Annotated in this window: 17 protein-coding genes; 9 read left to right on the top strand and 8 right to left on the bottom strand. The window is 67.3% G+C overall.

The features are described 5' to 3' along the window. Positions 1-453 precede the first annotated feature (453 nt). The 5 genes from istA to J2X42_RS20525 all read left to right on the top strand — a co-directional run bounded on the left by istA (position 454) and on the right by J2X42_RS20525 (position 5777). Positions 454-2001 (top strand): IS21 family transposase, encoded by a 1548-nt coding sequence (gene istA, locus J2X42_RS20545; RefSeq protein ID WP_310167769.1) that lies wholly within the window; start codon positions 454-456, stop codon positions 1999-2001. Further along, the gene (gene istB / locus J2X42_RS20540) at positions 1998-2789 is read left to right on the top strand and encodes an IS21-like element helper ATPase IstB (RefSeq protein ID WP_310167768.1); all 792 of its coding nucleotides are present in this window, start codon (positions 1998-2000) and stop codon (positions 2787-2789) included. The genes istA and istB overlap by 4 nt, the downstream gene beginning before the upstream one ends. Positions 2790-2940: 151 nt before the next feature. Further along, positions 2941-3693 (top strand): DDE-type integrase/transposase/recombinase, encoded by a 753-nt coding sequence (locus J2X42_RS20535; RefSeq protein WP_310167767.1) that lies wholly within the window; start codon positions 2941-2943, stop codon positions 3691-3693. 341 nt (positions 3694-4034) lie between these two features. Further along, positions 4035-5177 (top strand): class I SAM-dependent methyltransferase, encoded by a 1143-nt coding sequence (locus J2X42_RS20530; RefSeq protein WP_310167766.1) that lies wholly within the window; start codon positions 4035-4037, stop codon positions 5175-5177. A 279-nt stretch (positions 5178-5456) separates the two neighbouring features. Then, entirely contained in the window at positions 5457-5777 is a 321-nt protein-coding gene (locus J2X42_RS20525) for a GYD domain-containing protein (protein WP_310167765.1), read from the top strand. A 69-nt stretch (positions 5778-5846) separates the two neighbouring features. Here the strand turns inward: J2X42_RS20525 and J2X42_RS20520 are convergent, their stop codons facing one another. The 7 genes from J2X42_RS20520 to J2X42_RS20490 all read right to left on the bottom strand — a co-directional run bounded on the left by J2X42_RS20520 (position 5847) and on the right by J2X42_RS20490 (position 13694). After that, complete coding sequence (locus J2X42_RS20520; protein ID WP_310167764.1) at positions 5847-6803, bottom strand: lipid kinase; 957 nt, start codon at positions 6801-6803, stop codon at positions 5847-5849. A 93-nt stretch (positions 6804-6896) separates the two neighbouring features. Continuing rightward, the gene (locus J2X42_RS20515; RefSeq protein WP_310167763.1) at positions 6897-8147 is read right to left on the bottom strand and encodes an amidohydrolase family protein; all 1251 of its coding nucleotides are present in this window, start codon (positions 8145-8147) and stop codon (positions 6897-6899) included. After that, on the bottom strand, positions 8144-9703 hold the full coding sequence (locus J2X42_RS20510) for an ABC transporter substrate-binding protein (RefSeq protein ID WP_310167762.1): 1560 nt from the start codon (positions 9701-9703) through the stop codon (positions 8144-8146). The genes J2X42_RS20515 and J2X42_RS20510 overlap by 4 nt, the downstream gene beginning before the upstream one ends. A 64-nt stretch (positions 9704-9767) precedes the next feature. Further along, positions 9768-10778, bottom strand: coding sequence for an oligopeptide/dipeptide ABC transporter ATP-binding protein (locus tag J2X42_RS20505; RefSeq protein WP_310167759.1), 1011 nt, complete (start codon positions 10776-10778; stop codon positions 9768-9770). Further along, complete coding sequence (locus tag J2X42_RS20500; RefSeq protein ID WP_310167758.1) at positions 10775-11830, bottom strand: ABC transporter ATP-binding protein; 1056 nt, start codon at positions 11828-11830, stop codon at positions 10775-10777. The genes J2X42_RS20505 and J2X42_RS20500 overlap by 4 nt, the downstream gene beginning before the upstream one ends. Beyond that, on the bottom strand, positions 11827-12780 hold the full coding sequence (locus tag J2X42_RS20495; protein ID WP_310167757.1) for an ABC transporter permease: 954 nt from the start codon (positions 12778-12780) through the stop codon (positions 11827-11829). The genes J2X42_RS20500 and J2X42_RS20495 overlap by 4 nt, the downstream gene beginning before the upstream one ends. Continuing rightward, positions 12777-13694: an ABC transporter permease gene (locus tag J2X42_RS20490; protein ID WP_310167756.1), complete on the bottom strand. Its 918-nt coding sequence runs from the start codon at positions 13692-13694 to the stop codon at positions 12777-12779. The genes J2X42_RS20495 and J2X42_RS20490 overlap by 4 nt, the downstream gene beginning before the upstream one ends. 229 nt (positions 13695-13923) lie before the next feature. Between J2X42_RS20490 and J2X42_RS20485 the strand changes: the two genes are divergently transcribed. Together J2X42_RS20485 and J2X42_RS20480 are read left to right on the top strand one after the other, a co-directional pair. Continuing rightward, the gene (locus J2X42_RS20485; protein WP_310167755.1) at positions 13924-14628 is read left to right on the top strand and encodes a GntR family transcriptional regulator; all 705 of its coding nucleotides are present in this window, start codon (positions 13924-13926) and stop codon (positions 14626-14628) included. A gap of 48 nt (positions 14629-14676) precedes the next feature. Next, positions 14677-15663, top strand: coding sequence for an ornithine cyclodeaminase family protein (locus tag J2X42_RS20480; RefSeq protein ID WP_310167754.1), 987 nt, complete (start codon positions 14677-14679; stop codon positions 15661-15663). Between the two features lie 23 nt (positions 15664-15686). Here J2X42_RS20480 and J2X42_RS20475 read toward each other — a convergent pair whose 3' ends face one another. Beyond that, positions 15687-16583 (bottom strand): 2-dehydropantoate 2-reductase, encoded by an 897-nt coding sequence (locus tag J2X42_RS20475; protein ID WP_310167753.1) that lies wholly within the window; start codon positions 16581-16583, stop codon positions 15687-15689. A gap of 239 nt (positions 16584-16822) precedes the next feature. Here J2X42_RS20475 and J2X42_RS20470 point away from each other — a divergent pair, with 239 nt between their 5' ends. Both J2X42_RS20470 and J2X42_RS20465 read left to right on the top strand, forming a co-directional pair. After that, the gene (locus J2X42_RS20470; protein ID WP_310167752.1) at positions 16823-17692 is read left to right on the top strand and encodes a DUF1295 domain-containing protein; all 870 of its coding nucleotides are present in this window, start codon (positions 16823-16825) and stop codon (positions 17690-17692) included. A gap of 300 nt (positions 17693-17992) precedes the next feature. After that, positions 17993-18886, top strand: a complete 894-nt coding sequence (locus J2X42_RS20465; RefSeq protein ID WP_310167750.1) for an ion channel — start codon at positions 17993-17995, stop codon at positions 18884-18886. The last annotated feature ends 213 nt before the right edge of the window (positions 18887-19099 follow it).

The following is a 19099-nucleotide window of genomic DNA, read 5'->3' as shown; positions in this document are numbered from 1 at the left end:
CGCGTTCGCCGGCGTATCACGCTCGACCTGGCACTACCGGCAGAGTCCCCGCGCACGGGTCCAGGACCCCCTCGGACAGTCTGAGCGCGCTTACCAGTCACGGATCAGCACCAATGATCGCGACCGGATTTGCGAATACATTCTGGAGGGCTGGACTGATCAGGTTTCCGTTGACCATTCCTACGCGGCTGCGTGGGATGCGGGAGTGATGTGTAAGCGGCAACTTTAAACTGACCGGAGACGGCAAAACTGATTGACCGTTCGCGGCAGTGGTTTTGACCAGCGGCGGCAAGCATTTTTGGACGGCAGCAGGCCACGGTGTGTGGCTTGGCGTGCTGGGATTCCCCTTTGTTCATCCCTCGTGTCGTTACGGGGAGAGCCCCTTCGTTCCGCGGTGAAATGGCGATGCCAATCGTCTGTATTTCACCTGTTGCGGGAAGGAAGGGGCTCGTTGTGAAGTCTCCAGGAGAGTTCATGGAAATTTTAGCTGCTTACGATTTGACCCGGTCATATCGGGATGCCGCGAAGATCTGCGGCGTCTCACACAACACGGTGCGTTCGTATGTGAAGGCCCGCCAGGACGGTGCGCAGGCGCCGGTGGCCCGGCAACGCGGCCGGATGACCGACCCGTTCCTGCCCCAGATGATTTCCTGGGTCGAGCAGTCCCGCGGGAAGATCCGCGGCGACGTGGTGCATGAAAAACTTGTAGCTTTGGGGTTCACCGGGTGTGAGCGGACGACCAGGACCACGCTGGCTGAAGTGAAGGCGAAATACCGGGCCCGGAACGTGCGCGTGCACCGGCCCTGGACTCCTGAGCCAGGTCTCTGGCTGCAGTATGACTACGGAGACGGGCCCGTCGTGGACGGGGTGAAGACGGTGCTGTTCGTGGCCTGGCTGGCCTTCTCCCGGTTCCGGATCGTGATCGCCTTGCGGGATAAGACCATGCCGAGCGTGTTCGCCGCCCTTGACCGGGCATTCAGGCTGATCGGCGGGGTCCCGACCTACATATTGACCGATAACGAGAAGACCGTCACGGTCGAGCACGTCGCCGGGATCCCGGTCCGCAATCACCAGATCGTGGCGTTCACCAAACACTACTCAACCTCGCTGCAGACCTGCCTGCCGGCAGACCCGGCCTCGAAGGGCGGGGTTGAGAACGCGGTGAAGATCGCCAAAGCCGACCTCGTCCCCAAAGAGACCAACCTGCTGCCCGAGTACCGGTCTTTCGGCGAATTGGAGGCGGCGTGCGAGGAATTCATGGAGGAGGTGAACTCGCGGGTGCATCGGGCCACGCTGGAAATCCCGAAGGACATGCTCCGGGTTCTCGAAGGGCCCAGGTTGCATCCGGTCCCGGCGACACCGGTGACGTCGAGTTTCGGCCACACCCGCCAGGTCCCTCCGAACATGCCTATGATCACGTTCCAGCAGTCCCGGTACTCCGTCCCGCACACCCTGATGGGTCAGATGGTCTGGGTGCGCGGGACCGAAACCGAAGTGATCATCGTCCACGTCGGGGACGCAGGCCCGGTCGAGGTCGCCCGGCACCAGCTCACCCGCCCCGGCACCCCCGCGATCATGGACGCCCACTTCCCCCCAGCCCCTGCCGGGGCCCTGGACCGGGTGATCCGCCCGACCAACAAGGCCGAGGAAGAGTTCCTGGCCCTCGGCGCCGGCGCCGCGCTCTGGCTCAAGGAAGCCGCCGCCGCCGGCACCGGAAAGATCCGGCACAAAATGGAACGAGCCGTCACCCTCGCCAAGGTCCTCGGCGCCGACGAGGTCGACAAGGGCCTTGGCTCCGCCGCGGTGCATCATCGCTTCACCCACGAAGACCTGCTCTCCATCGTCAACACCGCCAGCGGAACAGGCCACACAACCAGCACCACCCACACCGTCACCAACCAGGGCCAATGGCTGAGCCAAGGCACCAGCGGCTGGGCCAACTTTGGCATCACCCAGGCGGCCACCACCAGTGATGAGGACTTTGAAGGAGCCACCGAATGAGCGCGACAGCCCTTGCCCCCAGCACGCTATCGGACCCGGCGGTGGAGAACGTGATCGCACTGATGCGCACGACCCGGATGCCACACGCCCGCGCCGTCGTCGCCGACGTCCTGGCGACCGCGAAAGCCCAACGCTGGGACCCCACCGAAGTCATCCGCGTCCTGCTCGAAGCCGAAGCCACCGGCCGGAACGCCTCGATGCTCGCCACCCGGCGCAAACGCGCCGGATTCCCCACCGGTAAAACCTTCGACGTCTGGGACGAAGCCCTGTCCACCCTTCCCGCGGCAACAACATCCTTCCTGCGGACCCTGGAATGGGTGCGGCGGCGGGAGAACCTGATCGCCTGCGGGCCCTCCGGCACCGGCAAAACCCTGCTCCTGGAAGCACTCGGCCAACAAGCCATCGATCAGGGCATGTCCGTGTCCTGGCTGAGCATGGAAGACCTCGGTGCGCTCGTGCGACGGCACCGCATCGATGACAGCGTCAACAAAGCCATCACCCGCGCCACCAACGTGGATCTAATTTGTATTGACGATATAGGCCTCTTGCCGGTCTCCGCCGACGCGGCCGAGGGCTTCTACCGGGTCGTGGAAGCCTCCTACGAGAAACGGTCCCTGGCGATCAGCTCGAACATCCACCCCTCAGGGTTCGATGAGCTCATGCCCAAAACCATCGCCACCGCAACAGTGGACCGGCTCCTCCACCACGCCCACCTCTGCCAAACCAGCGGCGAGTCCGTCCGCCTCATGCAAGCCCAAAACGGGAAAGGAACCCGCCCCATGAGCTAAACCGAAACCCCCGGACGGGCGCCCCGAAACCCGGCACGCCCGGGGCGCCTGACCCTGTCCAAAAATACTTGCCGCGACCGGTCACTCACCTGCCGCCAACGGGCAAACCAAGATGCCGCCAGCGGTCATTTCTAAGTTGCCGTTGACAGTGATGCTCGCTTCCCGCCGTACCTGGTGGCGGGTCGCGGCCCAGATCGAGGACCAGATGCTCCGCCCCGCCATCCCGACCCGGAAAGGGAACAACCGGGCCCCACGGGAGAAACCCGTCGTGATAGCCACCGGCCCGGGACAGGTCTGGTCCTGGGACATCACCGATCTGTATTCACCATGGCGGGGAAAAGCATTCAAAGCCTACTCAGTCCTTGATATCTACTCCCGCCACATGGTTGCCTGGCGGGTCGAGGAACGGGAATCCGATCACCTGGCCGTGGAGATGTTCGAGACCGCTATCGCCCGGCACGGCGCCCCGCGTATCGTTCACGCTGACTCGGGACCGGCGATGCGCTCGAACCTGCTCCGCGACACCCTCACCAGCCACGGCGTCGAACTCTCCCACAACCGGCCCTACGTCTCGAACGACAACCCCTTCTCCGAGTCCGGGTTCCGGACCATGAAATACCGGCCCGGCTACCCGCGGGTGTTCACAGAAGTCGAAGCCGCCCGGGCCTACCTTGCCGACTACGTGCCCTGGTACAACACCCAACACAAACACTCAGGCATCGCGCTCTTCTCACCTGCTGAAGTCCACGACGGCTCATGGAAAGAGATCTGGAAAACACGGAACCACGCACTCCAGCGCTACTACGAAAAGAACCCCGCACGCTTCCACCAGCGCCCCACCACGCCAGCCCCCGCCGGCCATGCAGGAATCAACCTCCCAGCATCAAAAACAGCCCAACAGTAAACCCAGTGACTCCACACAGCTTGACAATCTGCGAACCCGCAGCAACCGCGAGAGCGTCCGCGAAAAACCCGCAACAACTGCGAGAGCGTCGATGAAAAACCCGCAGGAACTGCGAGAGGGTGGGCCCTGTATCCTGACAATGTAGGTTGAACGGCCCCAGCGGCAGTCGACCAAGCTCAGTTCGTGGCCGGATGACGGCCCGGAATCTTGGGCCGTGGCCTTGGACGTCGTGGAATCACCGCCGCAATCGTCAGTCGCCGATCGGCTCCTCTGACGCTTGGATCGGACCTCTTATCAGCACTGGCACACCAGCCCCCGTGGAAATCCCGACGCCGGCTCTCATGCCCTCGAGCGCAGCTGCGGTGGATGCTCCCGCCGTCGTGACGTGGATCGAGGCCGGCGTCAGCAGGACAGCGCGATGGCGGTCGGCGAACGGCAGACCGGCTCCGGCACGCGTCGAAGTGGTCACGGACTCCCTCACGGCCGATGAGGCGAACCGGATGGCGTCACAGGGGATCGCGATGCTCTGGCACGGCGACTTCCACAACGCCCGGCAGATCCTCAACGCCCTGGACCGGCGGATAGGAGCCGGAAAGAAAGAGGCTGCAGCAACTCCGGCCGATAAGTTCTACCGGCACCGCCAGTCAGCCTCGCACCGTGCACGCATTCTGGGCCTGCTGCTGATTCCCCTGGATCCGGGACCGGTGGTGCCGCTGCGCCGCGCACCGGATATCCGGCAGGCCGCCGCTGAAGCGTACGGTGACATCGGCGAATCGTCCGTTGTGTCCCTGCATGAGCTGGTGGGGGCCATTGGCGCCCACGAGTGGCGGAGGAACGGCGTCTACGTTGATGCCCTGCAGGACCGCATCCACCCGCACTACGGCACGTTCTTCCCCACCCGGAGTGAGTACGTGGATCTGGTGGCCGCCGCGCCGCTGCCCTCTGACACGCTGGCGTTCGACGTCGGAACCGGCACCGGGGTGCTCGCAGCCGTCCTCGCCCGCCGCGGCGTCCGCCGCGTGGTGGCCACGGACAATGAACCGCGTGCCATCGCCTGCGCCGGGGAGAATTTCCGGAACCTCGGCGTCGAGGACCGCGCCGAGGCCGTCCTGACCGACATGTTCCCGCCCGGGCGGGCACCGCTCATCGTGTGCAATCCGCCCTGGATTCCGGCCACGCCGCACTCCAGCCTGGACAGCGCCGTCTATGACCCCGGCAGCAGGATGCTGTTCCGCTTCCTGAACGAGCTCCCGGACCATCTGGAGCCCGGCGGTGAGGGCTGGCTTGTCCTCTCCGACCTGGCCGAGCACCTTGGCCTGCGGACCCGTGACGATCTGCTGGCCGTCATCACGGCAGCAGGGCTGACGGTGGTGGAACGGCTGGACACCAAGCCAACGCATCCGAAGGCATCGGACCGCGACGATCCTTTGTTCGAGGCGCGCGCGGCCGAGGTCACGTCCCTGTGGCGGCTCGTCAGCCGATAACCGCAGGCCTCCCCGCAGCGCCCGGCCGGCGCCCGGCCCGGAGAGTTATCCCGGTGTATTGACGGCCCGGAGCCCGAGGAATAGCGTCGGCGGTAGCGGGGTCATTCACCCCGTTTCCACGGGATAAGGGGCCGGATCTGGGCCGCTCCTGCACGGCCATGGAGCCAGGTGAGGAGGATTCAGTGTGGACGTCACCCTGCATCAAACCTACCCGGGTTCCGCGGATGCCTTCCGGATGGCCGCGGAACACCGTGACAGGGATCCAGGGAAGGAAAGACAATGCCGAAGTATCTGTTTGAAGCGACCTACGTGGGCCAGGGAATCAAGGGGCTCATGAAGGAAGGCGGCACCAGGCGGCGCGATGCTCTGACGGAGGCGCTCGGCTCCGTAGGCGGAACGCTGGAAAGCTTCTACTACGCCTTTGGCTACTACGACGTCCTCGGCGTCTTTGAGGCGCCGGACGACGCCAGCGCCGCAGCACTGTCGCTGCTGATCAATTCGTCGGGGAACGTCAACGTCCGCCTGAAGCCGCTCCTGACGGTGGAGGACATCGACGAAGCAGCCAAGAAGACGCCGTCCTACCGCGCCCCGGGACAATAGGCGCCCGGGACACAAGGGGAGTTCGGCACCCTGCCGGAGTGCCGCCGTCGTGAATTACGACGGCGGCACTCACCTGGGCGGCCAGCCCGCGGCGCCCGGCCCGTCGAACAGCGCGCTGGTGCTGCTCTGCGGCACCACCACATGGACGGCGTTGCGCTGGACGGTGAAGTCGGCCGGCGTGGTGGTGGCGATCTCGCCGTCGAGGTTCACCGGCAGCGGCTGGTCTGTGACCAGCCGGACGCGCCGGGTGGTCAGGTGGTACACCCGGTCGTGTTTGATGAAGCTTCCGTCCTTGAGTAGCCGCGCAATGCTCACGTGTTCCCGGAGCGGCCCCGCCAGGATGGCGTAGATATCCAGGGTGTGGTCGTCGATCCCTGCCGTGGGGGAGACCGTGTTGCCGCCGCCGTAGTGCCGGCCGTTGCCGACGGCCACCTGAAGCAGGTCCTCGAGCTCCATCGGCTCGTGGTCCCCGTCGGGGAACTCGAGGCGGGCCCGGAACGGCTTGTGCCGGGCATAAGCCGTGAGCGTGGCGATGCTGTACGCCAGCGGCCCGATGTACCGCTTCAGGCGGGGGCTGAGGGCTTCGGTGACCGCCACGGACAGGCCCACGGACGCGACATTGAGGAAGGGCTCACCGTTGGCCCGGCCAAGGTCGATGTCCACCACCTTCCCGTCGGCGACGGCGGCACACGCCTCGGCGAGATTGCTCGGGATCTCCAGCGTGCGGGCGAAGTCGTTGGCGGTGCCCAGGGGAAGAACGCCGAGCACCACGTTGGTGCCGGCAACCCGGCCGGCGGCGTAGGACACCGTCCCGTCGCCGCCGCCGACAACCACCAGGTCGTGCCCGTCCGCCAGCACCCGGTCAAGCGTCCCGGCCAGGTCCGCCCCAGAGTGCACAGGGTGCACGGCGGAGATGGGCACGCCTGCTTTTCGCATCGCGTCCACGGCAAGTTCGTGCGCGGCCCCTCGGCGCGAACCGGCGTTGATCACGACGGCGGCAGAGCGGGCGTCCCGGGCAGCCTTCATGTGGGCCATGTTAGGCCGTGGACCTGTGAATTCCTCTGGCGCCGGCACCGCAGCCGGCAGCCCGTTCGGGCAGGGTTGCGCCCGTCTCCGAGCTCAGACCAGCTGAAGCCCGTCCGCCACCACCCGGCCACGGTGGATCACGGTGCGGCCGGGAAGCCTGTCCATCACGGCCGCCGTCACGGTGTCACCCTCCACCAGCACCAGCTCGGCGGGGTCGCCCACCGACGTGCCCGGGCGGTCCGCCACCGAAGCCAGGCGCCGGGCCTGCGGATCGATGACGCTGGACCCGCCGATGGTGGCCACGGCCACGCAGTGTTCAATGAGCTCGTCGGCCCGGAACTTGCTGGTGAACGCCAGCTGCCAGGTCCGGTCCAGCATGTCCGCGTTCCCGTACGGGGACCAGTAGTCGCGCTGGCCGTCCTGGCCCAGTCCCACCCGGACACCGGCTGCGGCCAGCTGCTGCAGGGGGAGCGGGGCGCCGGCCGGTGCGATGGTTGCCATGGACACATCCAGCGCCGCCATCTGATCGATCAGCTCCTGCAGCTGCCCCGCGGGCAGGTCAGCCAGCCCATAGCCGTGCGAGATGGTCACCAGGCCCTGCATGCCCAGGGCCTTGGTGCGTTCCAGGATGAGCTGGGCGCTGAACAGCCCCAGCTGGCCCGGTTCGTGCAGGTGGATGTCCACCGGGAGGGTGTACTTTTCGGCGAGGCCAAACACGATGTCCAGGTGCCGGACGGGGTCGCGGTCCAGGGCACACGGGTCGATTCCGCCCACCACGTCGGCCCCCAGTTTGAGGGCTTCCTCCAGCACGTCGACGCTGCCCGCCTCCCGCAGCAGCCCGGCCTGCGGAAACGCGATGACCGCGACGTCCGCCCGGTCACTGTGCGCCTCGCGGGCCGCAAGGACGCCCTCGAAACGCTCCAGCCCGGCGTCGACATCCACCTGCGCGTAACTGCGCACCCGGGTGGTGCCGCGCTCGATCATGGCGCCCAGCGTGAGGGTGGCCCGCTCGGCCACACTGGCTTCTGCGCCGCGCCAGTTCTGCCGGTCGTTGAGCATCATGTTCCACACGCCCGGCGCGCCGGTGTGCGGGCGGAACGGCAGCCCCAGCAGGGTGGAGTCGAGGTGGACGTGGACGTCGGAGAAGGACGGCAGCAGGATGCGTCCGCGCCCCTCCACCACCTCGGCGCCGGCAGCAGGGCCGGAAGCAGGGCCGGCAGCAGCGCCTGCCGGAGCAGCCCCCGCCGCGGTGACGGGCCCGACGGCGGCGATCACCCCGCCGTCGAGCGTTACGTCAGCGGCGTCCCCGCCCCAGGGACGGACGTTGCGGAGTACCAGGGTCATTTCTTCAGTCCTGTCGTGGAGAAGTCGTAGAGGCCGTCGGCGCGCTGTGTCCAGTCCAGTTTCGTGTCCACGGCGAAGTTGTTGGCAGGCACGTATAGCGGGATGTAGTAGCCCTGGTCGTTGCTGAGGCCCAGCAGCTCCTCAAACACGGACAGTCGGTCCTGGCCCTCAACGCCGCGCTGCTTGACGGCAAGCTCGGCGGTGCGCGGATCCTGGGCGTAGTTGTTATTCCCGGCCTTCTCGTAGAAGTCGGTCAGCGGCAGATCGCCGTCCACGGTGGACGGTGCCCAGGTGTTCAAGTAGATGCCTTTCATCTGCCGGTTGCGGACTTTCAGTGTATGGCTGGCCTGGTCCGCGCCCACCAGGTTCACCTTGATCCCGGCGGTGGTGAGGTAGCCCTGGATGGCCTGGGCCACCTCGCCGCTGAGCGGGATCCGACCGTCCAGGGCGTACTCAAAGTCGACGCTTTCGCCGTTGTACCCCGCCTCCGCCAGCAGCTTCTTGGCCTCGTCCGGGTTGTAGCCGGCGTCGGACAGGCCGCTGACGAAGCCCTCAACAGCCGGGGCGAGCATCTGGGTCGCCGGTTCGCCGAGTCCTGAGAGCACGGTGTCCACGATGGCCTTCTTGTCGATGGCCATGCCAATGGCCTGGCGGATTTTCGGGTCGGCCAGGACGCCGGCCGTGGAGTTGACGCCGAGGAACACCACGCCGTTGGACAGCTCGGACTGGACGGTCGCCGCGCCGGAGCCCTTCACCGGTCCCACCTGGGCAGGGCTGATCTGGGCCACGTCCAGCGAACCGGAGAGGACGCCGTTGACCCGGGACTCGTCCGAGGCGACCGGCACCAGGCTGACCGCGTCCAGCTTGGCGGGTTCGCCCCAGTAGGACTCGTTGCGGACCAGGTCGTAGGCCACACCGCGCTGGATCTTCTCGAACTTGAACGGGCCGGACCCCACTGGCGCAGCCGCGAAGGCCTCCGGGCCCATCGCGGCGTAGGCCCGGTCCGGGACGATCGAAATCAGTGACGTGTTGCGGGGGAAAGCGGAGAACGGGGCCTTCATGGTGAAGCGGACGGTGAGTTCGTCCACCTTTTCCACCGAGGCCAGGGAGCTGAGGTAGCCGAAGTTCTCCGAGGTGGGGTCCTGGAGGATGCGGGTGAAGGAGAACACCACGTCATCGGCGGTGAGCGGTTCGGCGTTGGTGAAGGTGACGCCTTGGCGGAGCGTGAAGTCCCAGGTAGTCAGGTCCGCGTTGGGCGTCCATTTGGTGGCCAGCTTGGGTTCCAGCGAGCCGTCCGCGGTGATCTTGGTGAGCTGGTCGAAGGTGTTGAAGAAGACGGAGAGGACCACCAGGCTGCCGGTTTTGACCGGGTCCATGGAAGTGGGGTCCGTGGGCAGGGCAGCCACGATCCTGCCCCCGGTGCCGGCCTCGCCGGAGGAGTTCGAGCTGGATTCGAAGCCGCCGGCGCAGCCGGTGAGCATCAGCGCGGAGGCGAGGCCCACCGAGAGGGCCGGCAGGGCGCGGCGGAACGGGGAGCGGGCAGGGGACATCGGCATGGGTTCTCCTGAGGGTGTGGTTGGCCGGTGTGGCCGGGGGAGGGGTGGGTGGGGCTGCGGGTGACTAGGAGTGGACCAGCAGGCAGGCGGACTGGTGCGCCGGGCGGACGGGGAAGTCCGCCTGGACGGGCACCGGGGGAAGGAGCTGGGGTACGACGGCGGCGCAGGCGTCCGTGGCGATCGGGCAGCGGGTGCGGAAGGAGCAGCCGGACGGCAGGTTGGCGGCGTCCGGCAGGTCGCCGCGGAGCACGATCCGCTGCCGGGTTGCGGCGGCGGCCGGGTCTGCCACGGGTGCGGCGGACAGCAGCGCCTGGGTGTAGGGGTGCTTCGGGTTGGTGAAGACGTCGGCCACAGGCCCGGTTTCCACGATCCTGCCCATGTACATCACGGCCACGCGGTGGCTGATCTGCCGCACCACGGAGAGGTCGTGGGCGATGAACAGGTAGGACAGGCCCAGTCCGGCCTGCAGGTCCTGGAGCAGGTTGATCACCTGGGCCTGCACGGAGACGTCCAGGGCGGACACCGGTTCGTCCAGGATGAGCAGTTCGGGCTTCAGCGCCAGGGCCCGGGCGATGCCCACCCGCTGGCGCTGGCCGCCGGAGAACTCGGAGGGCCGGCGGCCGCCCATCGTTTCGGTGAGCCCCACCTGTTCGAGCAGCGCGTTCACCGCGGCGGCGGTGTACTGGCCGTTGATCCGCAGCGGCTCGGCGATGATGTCGTGCACGGTCATCCGCGGGTCCAGGGAGGAGTAGGGGTCCTGGAACACCATCTGCATCCGGGCACGTTCCTGCCGGCGGCGGCCGTTCAGCAGCCCGGCGAGGTTCCGGCCGCCCACCGCCACGGTGCCGGCGGTGGGTTTGTTGATGCCCAGGATGGTGCGGACCAGGGTGGATTTGCCGCAGCCGGATTCACCCACCAGGCCCAGGGTTTCGCCGGGCGCCACGTGCAGGGAGACGCCGTTGACCGCCTTGAGGGTGCGGCGGCTGAACAGCGGGCCGCGGGCCGGGAATTCGACCATCAGGTCCTGGACGGTCAGGACGTCCAGGAAGGGCGGGGCCGGGGTGTCGGTTCTCATGCCGGTTGTCCTTTCAGCAGGTGCAGGGTGCTTTCGCCGGCAAAATGGCAGGCGGCGGCGGGGTGTGCCGGGCCTTCGGCGCCGGAATTGGGAGTGGGCAGAAGCGTGAGCACCGGCCGGGCTGTGGTGCATTCGTCCCGGCCGCTGCCGAGGTGGCAGCGCGGCTGGAACGCGCAGCCGGCGGGCCGCTCGGCGGCGGCCGGGGGTGACCCCGGAATCGCGAAGGCGCGTCCGCCGGCGGTGCCTTCGCCCAGGATGCTGGCCAGGAGCCCGGCGGTGTACGGGTGGGCGGGGGAGGCGAACAGCCGGTGCACGTCAGCGGTTTCCACCACGCGGCCGCTGTACATCACAGCCACCCGGTCCGCGGCTTCGGCCACCAGCCCAAGGTCGTGCGTAATCAGGATCATCGCCGAGCCCGCCCGGCCCCGGGCTTCCGCCAGGACGTCCATCACCTGGGCCTGGACCGTGACGTCCAGTGCAGTGGTGGGTTCGTCGGCGATCAGCAGGGACGGATCGTGCGCCATGGCCATGGCGATCATGGCCCGCTGCCGCATCCCGCCGGACCACTGGTGCGGGTAGGCGGCGGCGCGTCCCCGGGGGTCGGGAACGCCGACGGCGGCCAGCAGGCTGTGCACCTTGTCCGCGGTCTGCTTGCGGTTCAGTCCGGAGGCGTGCAGCTTGACGGCTTCGGCCAGCTGGCGTCCCACGCGCTGCAGCGGATTCAGTGCGGACATGGGGTCCTGGAACACCATGGCCAGGTCCTTGCCGCGGAGGCGGCGCATCTCGGCCTCGGGCAATTGGGCGAGGTCCCGGCCGCGGAACAGGATCCGCCCGGAGGCGATCCGCACGCCGGGCGCCAGCAGGTCCATGATGGCCAGGACTGTCAGGCTTTTGCCGGACCCGGACTCGCCCACCAGGGCAAACACCTCGTCCTGGTGCACCTCGAAGGTGACGCCGTCCACCAGGGTGACAGGGCCGCCGTCGGACATTACTTCGATGCTGAGGTCCTGCACTGACAGCAGCGGGCCGGAGTAGGTGCCGGTGGTGCTCATGCTGTGCGTCCTTTCCGGAGGAGTGCGCCGCTGGTGCCTTCGGCGGTGAAGCGCTGGCTGGTGAACTGGGCGCCGGCCACGGTCAGGAACATCACGATGCCCGGCAGGACGGCCAGCCAGGGGTTGGTGCCCAGGTACTTCTGGCCTTCGAAGATCATGGATCCCCAGCTGGGAACGGGCGGCTGGACGCCCAGGCCCAGGTATTCGAGCGAGGATTCGATGAGGATGATGGTGGCGATGTCCGTGGCGGCGATGATCAGGGTCTGGGAGAAGACGTTGGGCAGGATGTGCTTGCGGATCACCCAGCCGTGCCCGCCGCCCTGGGTGAGCGGTGCCAGGACGAAGTCGCGGGTCCGCAGCGACCGGGCCAGGTTCCGGCTGACCCTGGCGTAGCCCACCCAGTAGGTCAGGCCCAGGGTGGCGATGGTGACCGTGGCGCTGGGGCCGGTGACGGCGGCGACGGCGATCAGCAGCAGCACCACGGGCATGGCCAGGTTCACGTCGGCCAGGGTGGTGATGGCGGAATCGAGCCGGCCGCCGAAGTAGCCGGCCGCCATGCCCAGCCCGGTGCCGATCACCGCATTCAGGATGACGACGGCGAGGGCTATGCCCAGCGTGACAAAGCTGGCCAGGGAGAGGCGGCTGAGCATGTCCCGGCCCAGGGAATCGGTCCCCAGCAGGTGGTCCGGATCGGTGAAGGGCTTGCGCATGGCGGCGGAGAGGTCCTGGCCGAAGGGGTCGTACCCCGGGAGCACGGCGCCGCCGATGGCGAGCAGGAGCACCAGGCCCAGCATCAGGCAGCCGGCCACGAAGGCGGGGGACGCGGCGCCGCGCTTGCCGCGGCCGGTGGCAGGCCGCCGTCGTGCTTTCCCCTGCTGGTCCGCTTGGGGAGTGTTGATTTCGCCGGCCGCGGGCGCTGCGGGGTCGGTGGGGAGCAGTTGCTGGGTCATGCGAGGCTCACTCTCGGATCGATCCTGGCGGCGAGCAGGTCCACGGCCAGGTTGACGGTGACGAAGATCAGGGCCACCACCAGCAGTCCGGCCTGGACGATGGGGAAGTCGCGCTGGCTGACGGCTTCAGTCAGCACCTGGCCCAGTCCGGGCCAGGCGAAGACGGCCTCGACGACGACGGTCCCGCCGAGGAGGGAGCCCAGGTTCAGGCCCGCCATGGTGAGCACCGGCAGCACGGAGTTGGGGAGCATGTGGGAGAACAGGACCCGTGCCCGGCTTTGGCCTTTGGAGAAAGCGGTGCGGACGTAGTCCTGCCCGGCCTGGTCGCTGAGGGCGGCGTCGATGAGCCGGACGTACAGGACAAACTGGCCGGTGGCGATGGTCAGGACGGGCAGCACCAGGCTTGCCGGGCTGGTCCGGCCGAGGGAGGGCAGCATGCCCAGCGCCACGGAGAAGAGGAGCACGGCCAGCAGGGCGAAGAAGAAGTCCGGGACCGAGTGGCGGAGCGAGCCGCCCCAGATGAAGAGGGAGCGGAGGGTCCGGCTGCCGGTCAGCTGGATGGCGGTGGCGGCCAGCACGGCCAGCAGGAGGCCGAGCAGGAAGGACCAGAAGGCGAGCTCGAACGTGGCGGGGAGCCGTTCGGCGATCAGTGCCAGCGCGGATTCGCGCTGGCGGTAGGAGATGCCAAAGTCGCCGCGGAGCACGTTGCCCAGGAAGGTCAGGTACTGCACGTGCAGGGGTTCGTTGAAGCCGAGGGCGCCGTTGAGGGCGTCCACCTCCGCGGCTGTGGCGTTGTCCGGCAGGAGCAGGCCGGCCGGTTTGCCCGTGGCCCGGCCCAGGATGAAGGCGAAGGTCAGCACGCAGAAGAGGGTGAAGACCGCTTGGCCTGTGCGTTTGATCAGGTACTGGGGCACTGTGCCCCCTCTCAGGAAGTTGTTGTTGCTTGCCCCTCAAGCAGGGGTTCCGATGACAGCGTAAGGGCGGTTTTTGGGCTTTCGGCCGAGTTGACCGGAACGTCATCGAGGTTAAACATGCCGGAAACTTTTGAATACCAAATAGCGCAATATTGGTGCTGGAAGACTCTAAAGTGCATGCTTGGAATACCAACTGGCATTTTCGACCCCTAATTGATGAGGAGTAGCCATGGCAAACCCAGAGCCTTCAGACGCCGGAGCCGGCCTGTCGGAGCAGGTGGCCGAGGCGCTGCGGGAACGCATTATTTCCGGGAGCCTTCCCGCAGGCAGCAAGCTCAACGAGCGGGAGCTGTCGGCGGAGCTGCAGGTTTCCCGGATTCCCCTCAGGGAGGCCCTGCCGCTGCTGGAGGCTGAGGGGTTCATCCACTCGGAAGCGCGGAGGGGCAGCGTTGTGCATACCTTCACGCTGCGGGATGCGGTGGAGGTTTTTGACCTTCGCCTGCGGCTGGAGCCGTTTGCGGCGCGGTGCGCGGCGCTTCGCGTGGCCGGGGGAGCCAGCCCGGAGGACCTGCTGGCGTCTTTGGAATATGCCCGGACCGGTGTGCCGGGGGAGCAGGCGTCCGGCCGCAACTCGGACCTGCACGAGGAGATTGTCCTCCTGGCGGACCACGACCTGCTGCGCCGGCTCTCCAGCCTGCTCAACGGCCGGGTCCGCTGGCTGTTCCGCTTGACACCGGAACGGGACACGCCCGGGATGTGGGAGGAGCACGCCGAGCTGGTGCACGCCATCGCGGAGGGCCGGCCCGCGCTGGCCGAGGCCCTGGCCGGTGCACATGTTGAGCGGGGGCGCCACGCCTCCCTGCCGCACCTGAGCGAGCGCCTGCCGAGCGTGCCCGTGCCCCGGCGTGGGCGCAAAACCCGCAGCCCGGCCTAGCTGCTTCTTTTCGGTCCACTTCTTCCCACGACCCGACCCGAGGTACTGATGACATTTGTGCTTACTGCTTCCGTTCTTGAAACCCTGGCCGACATGCCGGCCACGATTGCCGCCGTCGAGCAAGCCTTTGCCGCGATTGCCACGGGCGCGGCCTGCCAGCCTGCGCCCACGTCCCTGCACCTGCCCTCCTCGGACGGGCGCTTCATCCTGATGTCCGGCCTGGGCGATGCGCAGGGGCTGGCCGGGGTGAAGCTGCTGGCCGACATTCCGGGAAACCGCGACGCCGGGCTGCCCACCCAGCGGTCCAGCATCGTGCTGTCGGACCAGCAGACGGGGGAATGCCTGGCCCTGCTGGACGGGCGCGTGCCCACCCGGGTGCGCACCGCCGCCGCCAGTGCGGTGGCCAGCAGGCACCTTGCCCGGCCGAACAGCTCCACCCTGGGGCTGATCGGCGCCGGCGCGCTCGCGGTGGCGCATGTGGAAGCCATGCTGGCGGTGCTGCCCATCGACACGGTGGTGGTCTGGTCCCGCAGCGCCAACACAGTGGAGGCCTTCCGGGCGAAGATCAGCCACCTGCCGGTGAAGGTGGTGGCCGCCGGTGATGTCCGGGGCGTGGTGGAGGCAGCCGATGTGCTGTGTACGCTGACGCCGTCAGTGGAGCCGGTGGTGCGGGGCGAGTGGTTCCTGCCCGGCCTGCACGTGAACGCTGTGGGCGCCCGGCCGCGGCCCACGCACCGGGAGATCGACTCCGAGGGCATGGCCCGGTCCGGCCTGTTCGTGGACAGCATCGCGACCGTGACCGAGAAATCCGGCGACCTGCTGATGGCCGTCTCCGAAGGGGCAGTTTCCGTGGGCGACATCCGCGGCGAGCTGGGGCAGGTGGTGGCAGGCCAGGTCCCCGGCCGCAGGGACGAAACGGACATCACCCTGTTCAACTCCGTCGGCATCGGGATGCAGGATGTGGCGATCGGGCGGCTGCTGTACGACGCCGCCGTTGAGCGCGGGGTTGGGGTGCGGGTGGATATGGCGGGGTGAACGGGCCGCGCTGGTGGACTGGTTCAGGCCGGGAGGCCGGCCCTGATCTGGATGAGGGTGAGGTCCAGCAACGGCGTCGGAACGTTCAACTCCCGGGCCCGGCGGGCGAGGTCGCCAAGGATGTGCTCGGCCTCCGAGGGCAGACCGGCGCTCAGGTCCCGGTACAGGGAGGACGTGAAGGCCGATCCCGGGTCGGTGAGTATTCCGACCGCTTGTGCATGTCCGGCGTCGGAAACGGGATGCCCTGCCGCGGCGGCCACCGCTTCGGTTTCGCCGATGGCCTCGAGGATCCTGGACTCGCCGCCGGCGTCGATGATCCGTCCCACCGGCGCCTGGAACAGGCAATTGACGATCCCCGCGGCAGCGATGAATGCCCATTTATCCCATAGTGCGCCCACTATGTCGTCGACCACCGAGAAATCGACGCCGGGCACGTTCAGCGCCGTGGAAACTTCCGTGGGGACAGGGTTTCCGTTCAGCCCGCCCACCGTGAGGGACGTGAGGGGCATCTGCTGGCGGACCACATCGCCGTCGAGGGTGGCAACGATCCGGGCCAGGCCGCCGAGCACCCGCCCCGGGTACAGCTCCTCGAGCCTGTCCACATGGGCCATGCCGTTGAGGATGGGGATGATGCTGGTTCCGGGCCCCACGAAGGCGCCGATCTCACCGAGTACGCCTTCGAACGCGGTGGCTTTGACCGTGACGAGGATCAGATCGAACGTGTTATTGTCTTCAGCGGCTGTGATGGCCTTCACCGGGAGAGTCCGGTCAGCGGTGGAGGAGACGAAGCGTAACCCGTCCCGGCGGAGGGCCTCCTGCTTGCGCGGGCGCACCAGATAGGTGACGTCCCGTCCCGCTTCCTGCAGGAGCGTACCGAACGCCCCGCCTGTGGCTCCGGCTCCGACGACGAGTATCCGCATGGTCCATTCCTTTCCGGGGGTGGTGATCGGGGATTGATCTGGCTCCGGGGCGGGTGACAGCTGCCGCGCGGCGCATCCCATGATCCTATTCCCACCGCAGGTGCGGCCCCGCTCGAAGGTAAGTGGGAGCTCAGCATTGACCAAACGCTGGCGGCGGCAATACACAGCGGTCCCCGCTACGAAGACTGGATAGGGCAGGGACTGTGCCGCTGGTTTTTGGATGGAAAGGAAATGTCCTGATGAAGGATGCAGACCGTAAGGCGCTCATGATCTTGCTGATAGCGGCGGCGGTGGGGGTGCTCGTCGCTGTCGCGGGGAGCCAGGGCGGGGCTACCTTGGGCGGCTTTCCCTTGTTCGCCCTGGGGGTGGCGGCCGCGTTCCTCATCCAGTGGCTGGCGTTCGTCCCCGCATTCAGTGCGCAGACGGAGAAGTACTACGACCTCACCGGGGCCCTGACCTACATTTCCATCACAGTCTTCCTCGTGCTGCTCATCCCGGGCGTCGATGCCCGGGGGCTGCTGCTGGCGGCCATGGTGGTGGTGTGGGCCGGGAGGCTGGGGAGCTTCCTGTTCCGCCGCGTCAGCAAGCACGGCAAGGACGACAGGTTCGACGAGCTCAAGCCCTCGTTCTTCCGCTTCCTGAACACGTGGACGCTGCAGGGTCTCTGGGTAGTCCTTACCGCGACCGCCGCCTGGGTTGCGATTACCTCAGCCACCCGCGTGGCGCTGGACTGGTGGGCGCTGATCGGCTTTGTGGTGTGGGCTGCCGGATTCGGCATCGAGATGGTGGCGGACAGCCAGAAACGCCGCTTCAAGGCAGACCCTGCCAACAAGGGCAGGTTCATCTCCACCGGCCTGTGGGCGAAGTCCCGCCACCCCAACTACTTCGGTGAGATCGTGCTGTGGATCGGCGTCCTTCTGGTCGCCGTGCCGGTGCTGGAGGGATGGCAGTGGGTGGCCCTGCTGTCGCCGGTGTTCGTGGCGCTGTTGCTCGTCAAGGGCAGCGGTGTCCCGCCGCTGGAGAAAAAGGCCGACCAGACGTGGGGCGGCCAGGCGGACTACGAGGCGTACAAGGCGAACACTCCGGTGCTGGTGCCGACGCTTCGGTAGCCGCCTGGGCGGAAGCGTTAAGGTGCTATTCGCTACGATCAATGTCGGGGTACTGCTCCCTAAGCCACCCGGCCATCCGCCGCCCCCGCTTCTCGATGAAGTCTGGTCCGAGGCGGCGTCGCCGCCAAGGTTAGCTATCCCGCCACCGCAGCCTCCGCGGCCGCGCCCAGCCACAGGCCCGGACGCTGGACGTGATGCCGCAGCCGGCAGAGTGGGCGTCCCGGGCAGTCTTCATGGGGACATGGTAGGCCGCTACTGGGTCTGAGCATGAGCGTGACGGTGACGCCTCTAAGATGAGGCATGAACTTGGAAGACGTGCTCTGGACAGTAGTGGGGGCCGGGCTGATTCTGCTGATGCTGGCCGACGTCTTTCACACGCTCCTTTATCCGCACGGTTCCGGTCCTGTAGGCCGTACGATCATGCGCGGCTTCTGGCTGCTGTCGAAAAGACTGCGCGGCCGGGCTTCCACCATCGCCGCACCCTTGGCGATGGCTGCTGTCATCGGTGCTTGGGCAGGCTTGGCAGCCATCGGCTGGGCCCTGCTGTACTTGCCCCACCTTCCGGAGGGTTTTGTGTATGGAGTCGGCATTCCGCAGCGGGCTGACTTTGCCGAAGCGCTCTATATATCCCTGGTGACCCTTTCCACCGTGGGTTTCGGTGAAATCGTGGCAGCGCATCCGCTGCTGCGGCTGGTTGCCGCCTCCCAGGCCGTGACCGGTTTCGGTTTGCTGACCGCAACGGTCTCCTGGATCTTGCAGACTTACCCGGCCCTCAGCCGTCGCCGGGCCGTGGCCCACCAGCTGAACTTGTTCAGGGAGGCTGCAGGTCCAGCGGGCGTGGCGTCGCTGGATCCGAGGCACGCGGCCGGGCTCCTGGAATCAATTGCCAGAGCTGTGGCTTCCGTGAGCATTGACCTGCTGTCCTTCCACGAGACCTATTACTTCCACGAGGTGGAGAAGCGGGGTTCCCTACCGGCCACGGTTGCCTACGCCCACCACCTGGCGTCGGAGGCCCAGGGCAGCAAGAGCCCTGAACTGCAGTTCGCCGGACGGATGCTGCACGCAGCGCTGGACGACCTCGCGGAGGTCCTTCGCGGTAAATTCGGCCATTCAGGATCAACGTCGTCCGCGGTGTTCGACAGCTACGCGCTGCACCATAGACACCGTCAGCCGGGCGAACCGGACACGAAGTAGCCCCCGGACCGTTCTTCGGGGGCTGGATCGGTTCGCTTGCCCCCGAGTCAAGGCCTGTGGTCCTGGCGGTAGACATCGGGTACGCCGTCGTTGTCGGAGGCGATTTGCCTGCCCCAAAAAACCACCGGTATTTCTGGGCAAGGAACGCGTAGACACCGAGCGGGATCGTGGCCACCAGCAGTGGGACGGGGTGGTTCAGCCTGTCCGCCAGTA

The organism is Arthrobacter sp. BE255 (genome assembly GCF_031457335.1).
GTDB lineage: Bacteria > Actinomycetota > Actinomycetes > Actinomycetales > Micrococcaceae > Arthrobacter.
This window is presented reverse-complemented; position numbering and strand designations above follow the sequence as displayed.